Origin of the sequence: Acinetobacter halobius (assembly GCF_044130335.1) — a bacterium.
Lineage (GTDB): Bacteria > Pseudomonadota > Gammaproteobacteria > Pseudomonadales > Moraxellaceae > Acinetobacter.
The window spans coordinates 1-13,673 of the sequence record NZ_JBIQOD010000016.1; the positions used below are offsets into that span (position 1 = coordinate 1).

A 13,673-nucleotide genomic window follows, 5' to 3' on the forward strand; every position below is an offset into this window, starting at 1 on the left:
AGATGTCAGTAGAATTAATCCACCCGATCGCAATGGACCCAGGTCTACGTTTTGCGATCCGTGAAGGTGGTCGTACAGTTGGTGCTGGTGTAGTTGCTAAAGTAACTGCATAATCATCTGATTGTGTGAAAAAGCGCCCCTTTGGGGCGCTTTTTTTATGGCATCTAGTTAGATGTTTTGTTTGTTGGATTGTTAGTTATTGCCGCAGTGCAATATTGATAAGCTTTTATGAAACTTATTTAGTAATAAGATGGTTTTGTTTTACGATTGTTTTTAATAAAAATCATATAAATTAGTTGCTTATGTGCTGTAAAGAAGGTGTAAATTCAATTCTTATCCCTTATTAAGCCTGTCTCCTAGAGTTAAATATCTGTCTCATTATGTCAAGTTTTAATTTTCATAAGAATTAGTATAAATGGAAGAAAAATACAAAAGCGACAAGGAGATGCAAAATGCAAAAGGAATATGATGTCGTCATCATCGGAGCAGGGCTTTCGGGTATTGGTATGGGATGCCAATTAACTCAACAAAGCCCGCACAAATCATTTACTATTTTAGAACGTCGTCAGGCTTTAGGCGGGACGTGGGATCTTTTTCGTTATCCTGGAATCCGCTCTGACTCAGATGTGATTAGTTTTGGCTTTAAGTTCAGCCCTTGGAATAGTAATCAAGTTTTAGCTGCTGGAGAGTCCATAAAAAGCTATTTAAAAGACACTGCTGAAAAATTTGGTATTGATCAGAAAATTCAGTACGGTATTAAAATTAACTCAGCAAATTTTTCCACTCGAACCAATCGTTGGACGGTAGATGCGATAGATGAGGCAACGGGCGAAGTATGTCAATTTGGTTGTAATTATCTGATCGCCGCTACAGGTTATTATAACCACGATCAAGGTTATACGCCAAAGTATCAAGGTTTGGAAAATTTTAAAGGGCAATTTGTGCATCCGCAGCACTGGCCAGAAAACTTAGATTATAAAAACAAACGTGTGGTGGTGATTGGCAGTGGCGCAACTGCGGTGACCTTAATTCCTGCGATGGCAAATGAGACGGCGCATATCACGATGTTGCAGCGTTCTCCAAGTTATGTGATTAATGTGCCAAATACCGACAAATTGGTTGATGCCTGCCGAAAATTCTTATCTGAAGAGTTGGTGTATAAAATTTTCCGTAAGCGTAATATCTTTATGCAGCGTGGTATTTATAAATTATCACGTCGTTTCCCAAATAAAATGCGCTCATTCTTGCTGTCAAATGCGCAAAAAGCGTTGGGTGAGCACTATGATATGTCCCACTTCACACCGAAATATATGCCTTGGGATGAGCGTCTTTGTGCTATTCCAGATAATGATTTATTTGCTGTAATTCGCGAAGGTAAAGCTTCTGTTGTAACAGATCATATTGAGTGTTTTAGCGAAAAGGGTATTTTGTTGAAATCAGGTGAAATGCTTGATGCAGATATTATTGTAAGTGCGACAGGCCTTGAGTTACAGATGCTTGGGGGGATTCAAATTTCGGTCGATCAAGAGCAGATTAAACCGAATGAAAAAATGAGTTATAAAGGAACATTAATTCAGGATGTTCCTAATTTTGCGTACTTATTTGGTTATACCAATGCGCCTTGGACACTCAAAATTGATTTAGCGTGTGATTATATTTGTCGCTTAATCAATGAGTTGGATATTCGTCAAATGGCTGCTGTTAAAGCGGTTGCGCCAATCAATGAGAAGACAGAGCATAGTATCGTATATGGCATGCAATCGGGTTATGTACAACGAGGGGATTGGGTCTTGCCACGTCAAGGAAAGTCTTCCGAATGGTTTGTTAGCCATAATCTTGAAAAAGATACAGAAATGTTTAACCAATCCGTTGATAGTCCGAATCTGGTTTGGTCAGTTGTTTTAGAGAAGCCTAAAGGAAAAGTGAAGGCAGCATAAGTTGGGGAAGGCTTTGGCGTATGCTGTAGATGAAGACATGCGCCAAAATTAATTGCCGAAAAGGGAATATGGGCATGAATATAAAACAATTAAGTTTTATGAGTGGTGGGGGTATTCTTTCTCGGGTGGGCATGCGATTCAAACTGCAGCCAATCATCCAGAAATTTGTGCAGTATTACTTCAAGCACCGCTTGTCAGTGGTTTATCCAGTTTGAAAGGTGTTCCACTGGCAAAATTGGCCCGTTTGAGTGTTGTTGGTCTTTGTGACTTGATGGGTGGCTTGCTCAATAAACCCGTTTATCGTCCAATTGTTGGGCATGTGCAGGATGATGCGGCCATGACCACAGCAGATGCATGGGAGGGTTATCTGTCGCAACTTCCTGAGAATGCGAACTGGGAAAACAAAAACTCGGGCCCGTATCTTCTTAGAGGTACCATTATATAACCCGATTCGTTCCGTGCATAAATTGAATATGCCAATTTTGGTGATTTCAGGGCAAAACGATACAGTCATTCCAGAAACAGCAATACGTGCGGCGGTCCATAAAATGCCAAATGCACGCTATTACATGCTGCAAAGTAATCATTTTGAACTTTGCTCAGGTGAAGTTTTTGAAAAGAATATTGCTTTGCAAATCGGCTTTTTAAAGGAAAAAGTTCCCGTGCACTTGGTGCATGTAGCAGCATAAAAAATGAGGCCTAATGCCTTATTTTTATGCTCATCATCTTTGTTTGTACTAACTTTCTATCTTTAGGCGGATTTGGGTGTGGGGTGGATTGTCTAACAATTTAGCTCTAAAACTGTCCTAAACTGATATTTTGCTGACCTTAACTGCACTTATGGGCAGAGCCTAATCACGTAAGATAAAAAGACAGAATAAATATAAGGATTGAATATCTTTATCGGATGTTCATAGGAGCCGAAAGATGAATGCCAAGGTAAAAATTACCAATCGCGCAGGCGCGAGTTTCCCTGTACGTCGAATGAACTTTGAGTTTGAAAATGTGCCTGAATATTGGATGAATGGTTCGGCAGGGCTGACCCATTTTATGACAGCGTTATCGGCACTCTTTCCAGCAGGTGAGATGTTTTTTATCGACAGTGTCCGTGCCGTACGCCAGCATCCAGCAATCAAAGACAATGCTGAACTGCAAAAGGAAATTTCAGCCTTTATTGGTCAAGAGGCGATGCATACGCAAGAGCATGAAGGCTTTAATGCTTCAGCACAAAAATATGGACATGATGTGGCAACCCTTGATCACTATACTGATCGTGCGATTCAGACCACGCGTAAAGTATTTGCTTTTTTAGGTAAACCTGTGGGCATCACTCAAGAAATGGTCGATTTAACCGCAACTACAGCGTTAGAGCATTTTACTGCAACGATTGCCTCTCAACTGTTGGTCAATAAACACATCCAAGAACTTATGACAGATGAAACCATGAAAACCATGTGGTTATGGCATGCGATTGAAGAAAATGAACATAAAGCAGTGGCATATGATGTTTTTGAAGGTGTTTTTGGTAAAGGCTTCAAAGCATATCTTTTAAGAACCAGCTCTTTGGTTGCAGCAATGGCAATTCTGTTCCTTGTACAGTCGTATTTCGTATTTCGGTTATTGCAACAAGACAAACTGTTGAACATGGCGGCATTAAAAGATATTTATACCTATGGATATAGCCCATCGAAAGGCATTATAACGGGGATGGGGCGTGAAATGATGATGTATTTCAAACCCGGTTTTCACCCCAATGACCACGATACCGATGCTTTACTGGAAAAGTGGAAAGCAAAGTTAGGTTTTTAAGTTGTATTGACACTTTGAGCGATATAAATCGCTCATTTTTGTATTCGATTTTAGCTACAAATTTTTTATAATGCTGCATCCTTATTTTAGAAAGATAAACGAAGATGATTCGTTTAATGCACACTGCGGACTTAGATCAAGTCGTTCAGATTGAGCGTTTAGTTCAAACCCATCCTTGGAGCTTGCAACAGTTTCAAGAGTCAATCCAGTCTTATCATAGTACCGTGATTGAGCAGGCGGGGCAGGTGGTCGGATTTTGTATCCTGCAACCTGTACTTGATGAAGCCAATTTACTGTTGATGGCTATTCATCCGAGTCAGCAAGGCAAAGGGCTGGGTTATCAACTGCTCGATGCTTCATTGGCACAACTCAAAAACAACCCACTGCAAGTCTTTTTAGAAGTCCGTGAGAGCAATCAGGCGGCCATTGCATTGTATGAAAAGTCGGGTTTTCATCAGATTGATCTGCGGAAAAATTATTATCCTAAACCCGATGGGACTCGTGAGCATGCCATTATTATGGTGAAATCGTGCAGTGATGACTTTGCCGAACTGTTTAAATAATCGAAAAGTTGAATTGAATACGATGACTATTTAATAATGGCATTATTCCAGCCCGAAGGTAGGGTGGTCATTAATGAGTTTCCCAATTGCTCGACTTCTTCTGTACTGAGACTGTGGTTGAGTCGACGCCATTGGCCATCAATGAGTAGCTCTAAAGGCAAATATTGCGATTTGTAGTTCATTTTTTCTGAGTGTGGTACCCAGTAACCCAAGTACACAAACTGTAAAGCACGTGCTTTAGCAAGCTCAATTTGTTTTAAGATGGCAAAAGCCCCCAGTGAGCGTTTGCTTTCATCGGGGTCAAAAAACGTGTAGACCGCAGATAAGCCATCATCTAAAGGGTCACAAGTCGAAACACAGATGAGGCGGTCTTCTTTCCATAGTTCTAGGAAAAAGCTATCAGTACAGCTGTGCACGAGAAATTTATCAAATTGGTCACGACTAGGTGGGAACATATCTCCATCGGCATGGCGTTTAAAGATATAACGCTCATATAAGTCATAATGCTTTTTAGTGGCATCTGCCGTGCGAGTAATCTTTAAAGTAAGGTCTTGGTTGCGTTTCCATGCCTTTTTTTGACTGCTGTTCATTTTAAATTCGCGTACAGGTACACGGCTAGACAAACACTGTCGACACAGATGACACTCTGGGCGGTAGACAAAATCTCCACTGCGACGGAAACCGACACGAGAAAGTTCGGACAGTGTAACCACATCAATACGATGTGCTGGATCGAGGAACACCATCCGAGCTGACTTTTTTTCTAGATAGCTACAGTCATGCGGTGGGGTAATGTAATACTGTAAATCATTCAGTAGGGACTTCGGGTGATACGAATTCATAGTAAATCCCTCTATTATTCTTTATTCAATCAGTCGCGCATTCTGCGCTATTGTTTTACTTGAAAATACACCCTCCTGATATATTTTCCAATCAATAGTAGGTTGATTTACAACATCTTGTAACGATTTTAAGTAGGTTTGCCGAGAAAGTGTACAAGCACCGAGGCTCAACAGATGATCATTGACCAATTGGCAGTCGATCCAAGGTAGTTCATTTTCACGTCCAATCAACATCAGTGTATAAAATGCCATTTTTGAAACATCAGTTTCGGTACTGAACATAGACTCCCCAAAACAACCTTGGCCGATGCTGACACCATAAAGCCCTCCGACTAAGCGTGTTTGATCCCAAACCTCGACACTATAGCCATAGCCTGCATCAAACATGTCACAATAACCCTCAATAATATCTTCACTGATCCATGTGTCATTGGCATAGCTACGTGGCAGTGAACAGGCACGGATCACCCGTTCAAAAGCTTGATTGATGGTGATGCGATAATCTTGCTTTTTCATGCTACGAAGTAGGGTTTTACTGGGCTGATAATCCTGCGGTCGGATGATGCAACGTGGTTCAGGGCTCCACCAGCAAATGGGTTCACCTGCGGAGAACCATGGAAAGAGACCATGGCTATAAGCCTCAAACAGGGTAGACGGGGAGAGGTCTGCACCGATACAAATTAAGCCTTCACCCTCGGGGTCAACTTCAAGCGGATCGGGAAAGATATACTCAGAAGGTGGTAACTGCTGCATAGTAAAGTCGAAACATGATAAAAAATGACCCTTAGATCATACATAAAAAAACCGCCCATTGTGGGCGGTCTTTTTTAAAGGCTTAGATTATTCGCCTAAAGCATCCAAATATTTTTCCGCATCTAGTGCAGCCATACAGCCTGAACCTGCTGAAGTGATTGCTTGACGATAAACACTATCTGCAATATCACCTGCTGCGAATACACCTGCGACAGAAGCAGCGGTGGCATTACCAGATGTACCGCTTTGAACTTGGATATAGCCATCACGTAAGTTCAATTGACCATCAAACATTGAACTGTTTGGTTTATGACCAATTGCAACAAATAAACCTTGTACATCAACGTCTTGGGTCGATTCGTCTTGAGTTGATTTTAAGCGAACTGCGGTTACGCCCGTGTTGTCACCTAACACTTCATCGACTTGGTGATTCCAAATGATGCTGATTTTTCCTTCTTTTTCTTTTTCAAATAAATGATCTTGAAGGATTTTTTCAGAACGCAATGAATCACGACGGTGAACCAAAGTCACATGCGATGCAATGTTAGACAAATACAGCGCCTCTTCAACGGCAGTATTGCCTCCACCCACAACCATGACTTTTTGGTTTTTGTAGAAGAAACCATCACAGGTTGCACATGCGCTCACGCCTTGACCCATAAAAGCAGCTTCAGATTCAAGACCTAGGTACTGAGCAGTTGCACCTGTGGCAATAATCAGTGCATCACAAGTGAACTCATCCATATCACCTTTAAGGACGAATGGACGTACAGAAAGATCGACTTCATTGATATGATCGTAGATGATTTCAGTACCAAAACGTTCCGCATGTGCTTGCATACGTTCCATGAGTGCAGGGCCTGTTAAGCCTTCAGGGTCACCCGGCCAGTTATCCACTTCAGTCGTTGTGGTGAGCTGACCACCGAGTTGGATACCTGCAATCAATGTCGGCTTTAAGTTGGCACGCGCAGCATATACCGCAGCGCTGTAACCTGCAGGGCCTGAACCGAGAATAATCAAACGTGAGTGACGAGCGCTCATACGTAGAATCCTTTTTTTATTTAGAAATTTGTGGAATTATACGTGAAACTCTATAACAGTTGTGTGTGTTCAATGTCGATATTATTGATCATATAAATCGTTTTGAGCTATATAGAAGAAATATGCGGTGTAGAGCGGGTAAAAGTGGATAAATCATCTACTCGCTATACATAAAGCATTTAAGAATAGTGCATCTTTTTATAGAGAAGAGGTGCATAATATGACGTTTATTGTGAAACTTTTGCTTTAGGTTTCGAACAAAAACATTAATGAAGAATTTGTTACAGGACAGTATATGACTGAGGTGTCGGGTGCTTATGCACAGCGCTTATTAATGACATTATTTTTAGTCTCGTTTGGCATTTATTTGTTCCTTGCTACCGTGACCTATACCCCATTTGATCCGGGCTGGATGCATATATCAAGTGATACCTTGCAAGTTTCGAATGCCAGTGGTGTTGCAGGGGCATGGATTGCTGATTTGTTGTTCGGCTTTTTGGGGTGGGCAAGTTTACTTATTCCTGTGTTTTTGTTTATTGAAGCCATTCAAGTCTGGTGGCCACATAGCTTTTTAAACCGCCCATTTCGTTATGCTGCCCAGTTTTTTATTTTGCTTGCAACGGCCAGCTTACTGTTCTTGTTTTGGCAAGTTCCCGCAGATACTTTAGATAATGCCTCGGGCGGGATTATTGGCTACGAACTTGGACAAAGTTTGTCGCAAATTTTAAGTATTTATGGTGCAACTTTATTTTTGGTTGTTTTTACTTTAGTTTTGCTAACCTTGGCTTTTGGGATTAAATGGAATCGTACTTTCGCTACACTTAAGGCAACCCCAGCTTATTTACAAGATCTATTTTATCGTAACGTGCCTGAAAGCGAGTCTGCCTTTGATCGGACGGCGCCAAGTGTAAAAAAAGAAGTGATTGCAACAGCACCGAAAAAGGGTATTGATGCAACGGAATTGGCAGAGGCGCCAGCTGTGCAAGAGGCATCGGTGAAAGTACCTCAGCGCGACTATTCAGCAGAGCATTTGTTTAATGATATGGTTGCGAAAGAACACCGTGTCCAAGAACAAGTACTTGATGCTGATGATGAGGCAGAGCTTGAGCGAACCCTTGAAAAAGCACATCAATTAGAACAAGACAGCCAACGTGTCGTGGCGACAGGTGAGGTTTGGCGAGCATTAAACTCAGGTGAGGATCAACGTCATAAAAATGATATTGATGCTTTACTTCGTGCTGCCGAAGAAGATCGCCCATTTAGCCCAGAACAACATTTTCAAGCAGTGGTGCAAGATCATACAGCACCCATTGCTGATCCAAATTACTTCCAAGACAATGCTCCTGCGCAGAAGAAAAATGTCGATTGGGATGATGATGAAATCTTTGATGAGTTGCTTGCTGCCGTACCTAACGGCAAAACAGCAACGGATGTTCATAGCCCATTCAATATGCCTGAACCTGTGTCTCATTTACATGTCGTTGAAGATCCTGTTGCAGTGGCAACAATAAGTACTGCTGTGACTCAGGCAGCATCACAACGGTCAATCCAGACTGGACAAATAGCCCCATTAGATACATTGGATGATATTAATGACTTCTTAGCTGAAGACTGGGAAGAGCGTAAAGAGGCTTCACCTGAAGTGCGCACCACTAGCAGTTATGCTCAGTCTTCAGCCTTTGTCCAAGCCCCGATTCAACATCAAAATACGGTGAGCACTCATGCTACACCTGCTGCGGTCAAAGAAGTTTTATCTAAAGAAGCATTTATTGAAGCATGGCAAGATACTGCAGGCAAACCGCAGGATGAAGACGAGTTTGATTTTGATGCGCCACTGACGGATGCCTCTGGTCGTCCGATGTCTTTGGCAATGCAAGTGGTCGAACGTCGTCGTGATCTATCACCACTCCCAGGGTTAGATTTGCTCGATGAAGTTGATCTGAATAAAAAAGTCAATTTCACCGCGGAACAGTTAGCCCGGTTATCTGAATTGCTTGAAATTAAGCTACAAGAATTTAATGTCAAAGCTAAAGTGGTTGAGGCGCAACCAGGACCTGTGGTAACTCGATTTGAGTTAGATTTGGCTCCAGGTGTAAAAGCCTCTAAAGTCACCAATATCTCGCGAGATTTGGCACGTTCAATGTCCATGGCTTCCGTACGTGTGGTCGAAGTTATTCCGGGTAAACCGTATATTGGGATTGAAGTGCCAAATAGCAGCCGTGAAATGGTGCGTTTGATTGAATTGTTAAAAACCCCAGCCTTTGAAGATCCTGCTGGCTTACTGTCTATGGCAATGGGTAAAGACATTTCAGGTAATCCTGTGATTACTGATCTGGGCAAAGCACCGCATATGTTAGTTGCGGGAACTACAGGTTCAGGTAAGTCCGTTGCAGTGAACTCGATGATTTTGTCGATGCTGTTAAAATATAAGCCAGAGCAACTGCGCCTGATTCTGATTGATCCAAAACAGTTAGAACTTGCAAACTATAACGATATCCCACATTTACTTACCCCGGTTGTGACTGATATGAAAGATGCGGTCAGTGCCTTGAATTGGTGTGTGAATGAAATGGAACGTCGTTATAAGCTGATGTCTTTCTTAAAGATCCGTAAGCTTGTAGACTACAATCGTAAGGTGGAAGAGGCTATTGCTAATGGTGAAGACCTGATTGATCCGACATGGAAAGCCAGCGACTCTGTTGCAGGTGAGCGAGCACCACGTTTACAACCCTTACCTTCGATTGTGATTGTGGCCGATGAGTTTGCTGACATGATTATGCAGGTCGGAAAAAAAGCAGAAGAAATGATTACCCGTTTGGCGCAAAAATCACGTGCCGCAGGGATTCACTTATTGCTTGCAACACAGCGTCCATCGGTGGATGTGATTACAGGTTTAATTAAAGCTAATATTCCAACACGTGTGGCTTTGCGTGTGAACTCAAAAATTGACTCACGTACGATTTTGGATGCGGGTGGTGCAGAAGACTTACTCGGTCATGGTGATATGTTGTTTTTAGGGCCAGGTAAAATTGAGCCTGAACGTGTACATGGTGCCTTTATTGCCGATGACGAAGTGAACCGCATTTGTGATGCGTGGCGTGAACGAGGCTCACCAGACTATGTCGATGAAATTTTGACGCCATTTGATGAAGAGCCAAGTTCTCGTGGCTTTGAAGATGGTGATGGTGATCCAAACCGTGATGCGCTGTATGATCAGTGTGTGTCCTTTGTATTGGAAACACGCAAAGTTTCGGTATCTTCACTACAACGTAAATTTAGTTTGGGTTATAACCGTGCGGCACGGATTGTTGACCAAATGGAAGAAAACGGAATCGTAAGCGCACAAGGTGCGAACGGTAAACGAGAAATTTTAGTTTAGAAAAGTCAGCCTGCGGATAGCAGGCTTTTTCTTAATCATTCAGTTTAGGCATAGTCATGCAAATTATTGATGCATTAATTCCATTGGTGGCACTGATCGCAATGGGATATGTATTAAAGCGTTATCGCTTTTTAACGGTGGAATTTTGGCAAGGTGCTGAAAGGCTAAACTATTGGATTCTATTTCCTGTTCTACTTTTTACAAGTTTAGCTACAGTTCATTTTGATATCGGACAAGTTCTGCCTCCGCTAGCGGTTGTTTTTGCAGTGACTTTGCTGATTAGTTTAGTTCTGTGGATACTTAAAGCAATCTTTCACTTTCCTGTCGCTCAGTTTGGTGTGTATTTACAAAGCCAGATTCGTTTCAATACCTATATTGGCTTGACCAGTATGGCACTGATTTTTGGTGCTGCAGGGATGCAAGTCTTTGCCATGATTATTGCCTTTGTGATTCCTTTGGTGAATGTACTGTCGGTACTGAGTTTTTCTCAAGGGCAGGGGCTGTCTTATAAAAACATTGCGTGGTCGGTTGCGAAGAATCCACTAATTTTGGCGTGTATCGTGGGGATTATGTTTAATTTCTCAGGTATGCACTTAGCTGAAAGCATTAGTCAATCCTTAAAACTGGTGGCGGGAATGAGCCTTCCACTTGGTTTATTGTGTGTTGGTGCGGCATTACAGTTTAATGCGTTGAGGCATGCTGGGCGTGCTTTGATTTTAAATACCTTCGGGCGTTTAATCCTTGTGCCGATTCTGGCTTATATTGGCTGTCGTTTAATGGGTTTAGCCTCATTTGAAACCATGATTGTAGTGGTATTTTTCTCGCTCCCAACGGCATCAGCAGCCTATGTCCTCACTAAATATTTTCAAGGTGACAGTCAGCTCATGGCTGCTGTGATTAGTTTACAAACCATTTGTTTTGGTCTGACTTTTCCACTGTGGATGTGGTTTTTGCATGTATAAAAAAATGCCAGTTCCATTGTGCTGAACTGGCATTTTAAAATGGCTGTTTTTGAAGAGTTAGGCAAATTTAGCCAAGACCTCTAAAAATGGTGCTGCTTGACGTGGATAAGCGGCAATCACGTCATGAATACGCTGACCTTCTGGATTGGTTGCGTTAATATCGCGACCATCCGTTTTAAATTGGGTGAGCAGACGCTCATAATCACTTGGGCGCATGTGTTTAAATGCATGGTACAACACATGAAAGTCGCCATTCACACCTTCAGGAGGAAGCTGAGTTAAATAGGCAAATACACGCTCATCTGACCATTCTTCATTGAACGTTGCTGGCTGAGATAATGCCATAGCAATCTCCTTGCTGGTTTAATCATTAAAAAAGGCAAAATATGGGAGACAAAAAATACTTTTTTGTGTCTGCGCATATTCTGCCTTGATTCAATTTGCTTGACTAATCAAAAATCAGATTAACGTTCTTCAGGCAAATTGATATTCATTTCAAGCATTTCAATATTCGCTTCAGAACGAACAGCCATTTGAATGTGCTGTTCATCTACACCGCGAACATAGCGATTCACCACTTGCATGATTTCTTTCTTCATTTGGTCGATTTTTTCTTGGCTAAGACGTTTACCTAAACCACTTTCAGACGCTACGATAACTTTCAAACGATCTTTTGCTGTTTGTGCACTAGACGGTTTTTCATCATTACTAAAAAGCTTACTCCAAAATCCTGCCATGTCTACGCTCCAAATAATCGTGCTAACCAACCTTTAGGCTTCACGGTAATGTGACGATAAGGACGTTCTTCACCTAAGAAACGTGCTACAAGGTCATCATAGGCTTGGCCTGCTGATTCTTCAGTGAAGAGAATCACTGGTTTACCTTCGTTCGATGCTTGTAAAACGCTCTTACATTCAGGAATAACACCCAAAGTCGGCACACGTAAAATATCTTTAGAAATGTCGTCAATAGTTAACATTTCTTGTTTATCTGCGCGCTCAGGGTTGAAACGTGTGATACACAAGTGTTTACGAATACGACCTTCGTTCATTTCCACTTTCTTGGTTTTGCTATCGAGCATCCCAATAATACGGTCTGAGTCACGTACAGATGAAATTTCAGGGTTTGTCACAATAATTGCTTCGTCGGCATGATACATTGCTAAAATCGCACCACGCTCGATCCCTGCGGGTGAGTCACAAATAATGTAGTCAAACTCTTGTGACAACTCATCCATAACACGCGCTACGCCTCCATCAGTTAAGGCATCTTTATCACGGGTTTGCGACGCAGGTAAAATATATAAGTTCTCGATATCTTTATCGCGGATAAGCGCTTGTTGTAATCGAGCTTCGTTATTTAAGACATTGACAAAATCATAGACAACGCGGCGTTCACAACCCATGATCAAATCAAGGTTACGTAAACCTACGTCAAAATCGATCACAACAGTTTTGTGACCACGTAGGGCTAAACCTGTTGCAAAAGATGCACTTGTCGTAGTTTTGCCTACGCCACCTTTGCCTGATGTTACGACAACAATTTTCGCCACCGAATCCACTCCTGTTATGGTTTAAATCCCCTTATTTATCATTTGGGGCTTTTGGTGTTTATTTATACATTAAAATTCAAGCGCTTCAAATACAAGCTCTTGTTGATCATTTAAGTAAATATGTGTTGGGCGTTTTAAATGCTGCGCTGGAATATCATCTGCGACACAATAGGTTCCTGCAATTGAAACCAACTCAGCTTCTAAAGCATGGCAAAAGATACGTGCAGCAGTGTTTCCACCCGCGCCGGCAATGACTCTACCACGAGCACTGCCATAAATATGTATATTTCCTGAAGCAATTACTTCCGAGCCACTGTTAATGCCCGCGGTAATAATGATATCGCCTTGATTTTGAACCAAGCACTGACCCGTACGTAAAATTTCGTCATGGTATGAGGTCGCATGACGAATCACAGAGGCTGCCGCAACTGGAGCATTGGCAGACGGTGTGGCAACAGGAGCAGGGGCTTCAACCACTTGCTCTTTGGTTGCTTTAACTTCTTGTAGCTGTGCACCTACCGCATGACCTTGGGCTGGAATTACGGGGAACTGAATGGCACGTGCTTGTTCAGCCAAAATCCCATCTTGTACTGCCATTGGTTGAACATCCAGATCAAGCAGTAATTGGATGAGCGAAATTAACTCTTGCTCAACAGTACTTTCTAGAACCACCAAAGCTCCAGCAGTTGATGCACTTTGTAATGTTTTAGTTAACTGCTGTCGGATTGCATCATGATCATTGGTGTCAAGGGTAATGCGAATTGCATTGACCATTCTGCCGGTTATCCGGATATCAGCCATAATTTTTCCTTAAGACTTCTCAGATTTATTTTTT

15 protein-coding genes are annotated in these 13,673 nt (G+C 42.0%); 8 read left to right on the forward strand and 7 right to left on the reverse strand.

What is annotated here, in order from left to right; translation table 11 throughout:
* The 6 genes from ACE01U_RS13100 to rimI all read left to right on the forward strand — a co-directional run.
* Positions 1-113, forward strand: a 113-nt coding sequence (locus ACE01U_RS13100; protein WP_000110110.1) for an EF-Tu C-terminal domain-related protein, incomplete at its 5' end; no start/stop codon positions are given.
* 339 nt (positions 114-452) lie between these two features.
* The gene (locus tag ACE01U_RS13105; RefSeq protein ID WP_395579656.1) at positions 453-1,937 is read left to right on the forward strand and encodes a flavin-containing monooxygenase; all 1,485 of its coding nucleotides are present in this window, start codon (positions 453-455) and stop codon (positions 1,935-1,937) included.
* Between the two features lie 52 nt (positions 1,938-1,989).
* Positions 1,990-2,382: a hypothetical protein gene (locus tag ACE01U_RS13110; protein ID WP_395579657.1), complete on the forward strand. Its 393-nt coding sequence runs from the start codon at positions 1,990-1,992 to the stop codon at positions 2,380-2,382.
* A 13-nt stretch (positions 2,383-2,395) separates the two neighbouring features.
* Entirely contained in the window at positions 2,396-2,626 is a 231-nt protein-coding gene (locus ACE01U_RS13115; RefSeq protein ID WP_395579658.1) for an alpha/beta fold hydrolase, read from the forward strand.
* 238 nt (positions 2,627-2,864) lie between these two features.
* The gene (locus ACE01U_RS13120) at positions 2,865-3,746 is read left to right on the forward strand and encodes a metal-dependent hydrolase (protein ID WP_395579660.1); all 882 of its coding nucleotides are present in this window, start codon (positions 2,865-2,867) and stop codon (positions 3,744-3,746) included.
* 104 nt (positions 3,747-3,850) lie between these two features.
* A complete protein-coding gene (gene rimI, locus ACE01U_RS13125) occupies positions 3,851-4,309 on the forward strand; it encodes a ribosomal protein S18-alanine N-acetyltransferase (protein ID WP_086208218.1) in 459 nt (152 codons plus the stop codon).
* 26 nt (positions 4,310-4,335) lie between these two features.
* On the opposite strand, the gene ACE01U_RS13130 is transcribed toward rimI, so the two are convergent.
* From ACE01U_RS13130 to trxB, 3 genes are all read right to left on the reverse strand, one after another.
* Complete coding sequence (locus ACE01U_RS13130) at positions 4,336-5,151, reverse strand: arginyltransferase (protein WP_086208217.1); 816 nt, start codon at positions 5,149-5,151, stop codon at positions 4,336-4,338.
* Between the two features lie 21 nt (positions 5,152-5,172).
* The gene (gene aat / locus ACE01U_RS13135) at positions 5,173-5,904 is read right to left on the reverse strand and encodes a leucyl/phenylalanyl-tRNA--protein transferase (protein ID WP_395579661.1); all 732 of its coding nucleotides are present in this window, start codon (positions 5,902-5,904) and stop codon (positions 5,173-5,175) included.
* A gap of 87 nt (positions 5,905-5,991) precedes the next feature.
* A complete protein-coding gene (gene trxB, locus ACE01U_RS13140; RefSeq protein ID WP_291374363.1) occupies positions 5,992-6,945 on the reverse strand; it encodes a thioredoxin-disulfide reductase in 954 nt (317 codons plus the stop codon).
* 295 nt (positions 6,946-7,240) lie between these two features.
* Here trxB and ACE01U_RS13145 point away from each other — a divergent pair, with 295 nt between their 5' ends.
* Positions 7,241-10,324, forward strand: a complete 3,084-nt coding sequence (locus ACE01U_RS13145) for a DNA translocase FtsK (RefSeq protein ID WP_395579662.1) — start codon at positions 7,241-7,243, stop codon at positions 10,322-10,324.
* 56 nt (positions 10,325-10,380) lie between these two features.
* Entirely contained in the window at positions 10,381-11,286 is a 906-nt protein-coding gene (locus tag ACE01U_RS13150) for an AEC family transporter (RefSeq protein ID WP_086208213.1), read from the forward strand.
* Positions 11,287-11,343: 57 nt separating this feature from the next.
* Here ACE01U_RS13150 and ACE01U_RS13155 read toward each other — a convergent pair whose 3' ends face one another.
* The 4 genes from ACE01U_RS13155 to minC form a co-directional block, all read right to left on the reverse strand.
* Complete coding sequence (locus ACE01U_RS13155) at positions 11,344-11,631, reverse strand: PA4642 family protein (protein ID WP_004694907.1); 288 nt, start codon at positions 11,629-11,631, stop codon at positions 11,344-11,346.
* Positions 11,632-11,750: 119 nt separating this feature from the next.
* Positions 11,751-12,023, reverse strand: a complete 273-nt coding sequence (gene minE / locus ACE01U_RS13160; RefSeq protein ID WP_086208212.1) for a cell division topological specificity factor MinE — start codon at positions 12,021-12,023, stop codon at positions 11,751-11,753.
* Positions 12,024-12,025: 2 nt separating this feature from the next.
* Positions 12,026-12,838: a septum site-determining protein MinD gene (minD, locus tag ACE01U_RS13165; protein ID WP_395579663.1), complete on the reverse strand. Its 813-nt coding sequence runs from the start codon at positions 12,836-12,838 to the stop codon at positions 12,026-12,028.
* A 69-nt stretch (positions 12,839-12,907) separates the two neighbouring features.
* Positions 12,908-13,639 carry a septum site-determining protein MinC gene (gene minC / locus ACE01U_RS13170; RefSeq protein ID WP_110974842.1) on the reverse strand — a complete coding sequence of 244 codons (732 nt, stop codon included), beginning with the start codon at positions 13,637-13,639 and terminating at the stop codon, positions 12,908-12,910.
* Positions 13,640-13,673 lie beyond the last annotated feature (34 nt).

What these genes read in the sequence shown, in the direction of transcription:
- ACE01U_RS13105 (WP_395579656.1), top strand. Translation starts at nt 453, where the DNA reads ATGCAAAAGGAATATGATGTCGTCATCATCGGAGCAGGGCTTTCGGGT.
- ACE01U_RS13120 (WP_395579660.1), top strand. Translation starts at nt 2,865, where the DNA reads ATGAATGCCAAGGTAAAAATTACCAATCGCGCAGGCGCGAGTTTCCCT.
- rimI (WP_086208218.1), top strand. Translation starts at nt 3,851, where the DNA reads ATGATTCGTTTAATGCACACTGCGGACTTAGATCAAGTCGTTCAGATT.
- ACE01U_RS13130 (WP_086208217.1), bottom strand. Translation starts at nt 5,151, where the DNA reads ATGAATTCGTATCACCCGAAGTCCCTACTGAATGATTTACAGTATTAC.
- aat (WP_395579661.1), bottom strand. Translation starts at nt 5,904, where the DNA reads ATGCAGCAGTTACCACCTTCTGAGTATATCTTTCCCGATCCGCTTGAA.
- trxB (WP_291374363.1), bottom strand. Translation starts at nt 6,945, where the DNA reads ATGAGCGCTCGTCACTCACGTTTGATTATTCTCGGTTCAGGCCCTGCA.
- ACE01U_RS13145 (WP_395579662.1), top strand. Translation starts at nt 7,241, where the DNA reads ATGACTGAGGTGTCGGGTGCTTATGCACAGCGCTTATTAATGACATTA.
- ACE01U_RS13150 (WP_086208213.1), top strand. Translation starts at nt 10,381, where the DNA reads ATGCAAATTATTGATGCATTAATTCCATTGGTGGCACTGATCGCAATG.
- ACE01U_RS13155 (WP_004694907.1), bottom strand. Translation starts at nt 11,631, where the DNA reads ATGGCATTATCTCAGCCAGCAACGTTCAATGAAGAATGGTCAGATGAG.
- minE (WP_086208212.1), bottom strand. Translation starts at nt 12,023, where the DNA reads ATGGCAGGATTTTGGAGTAAGCTTTTTAGTAATGATGAAAAACCGTCT.
- minC (WP_110974842.1), bottom strand. Translation starts at nt 13,639, where the DNA reads ATGGCTGATATCCGGATAACCGGCAGAATGGTCAATGCAATTCGCATT.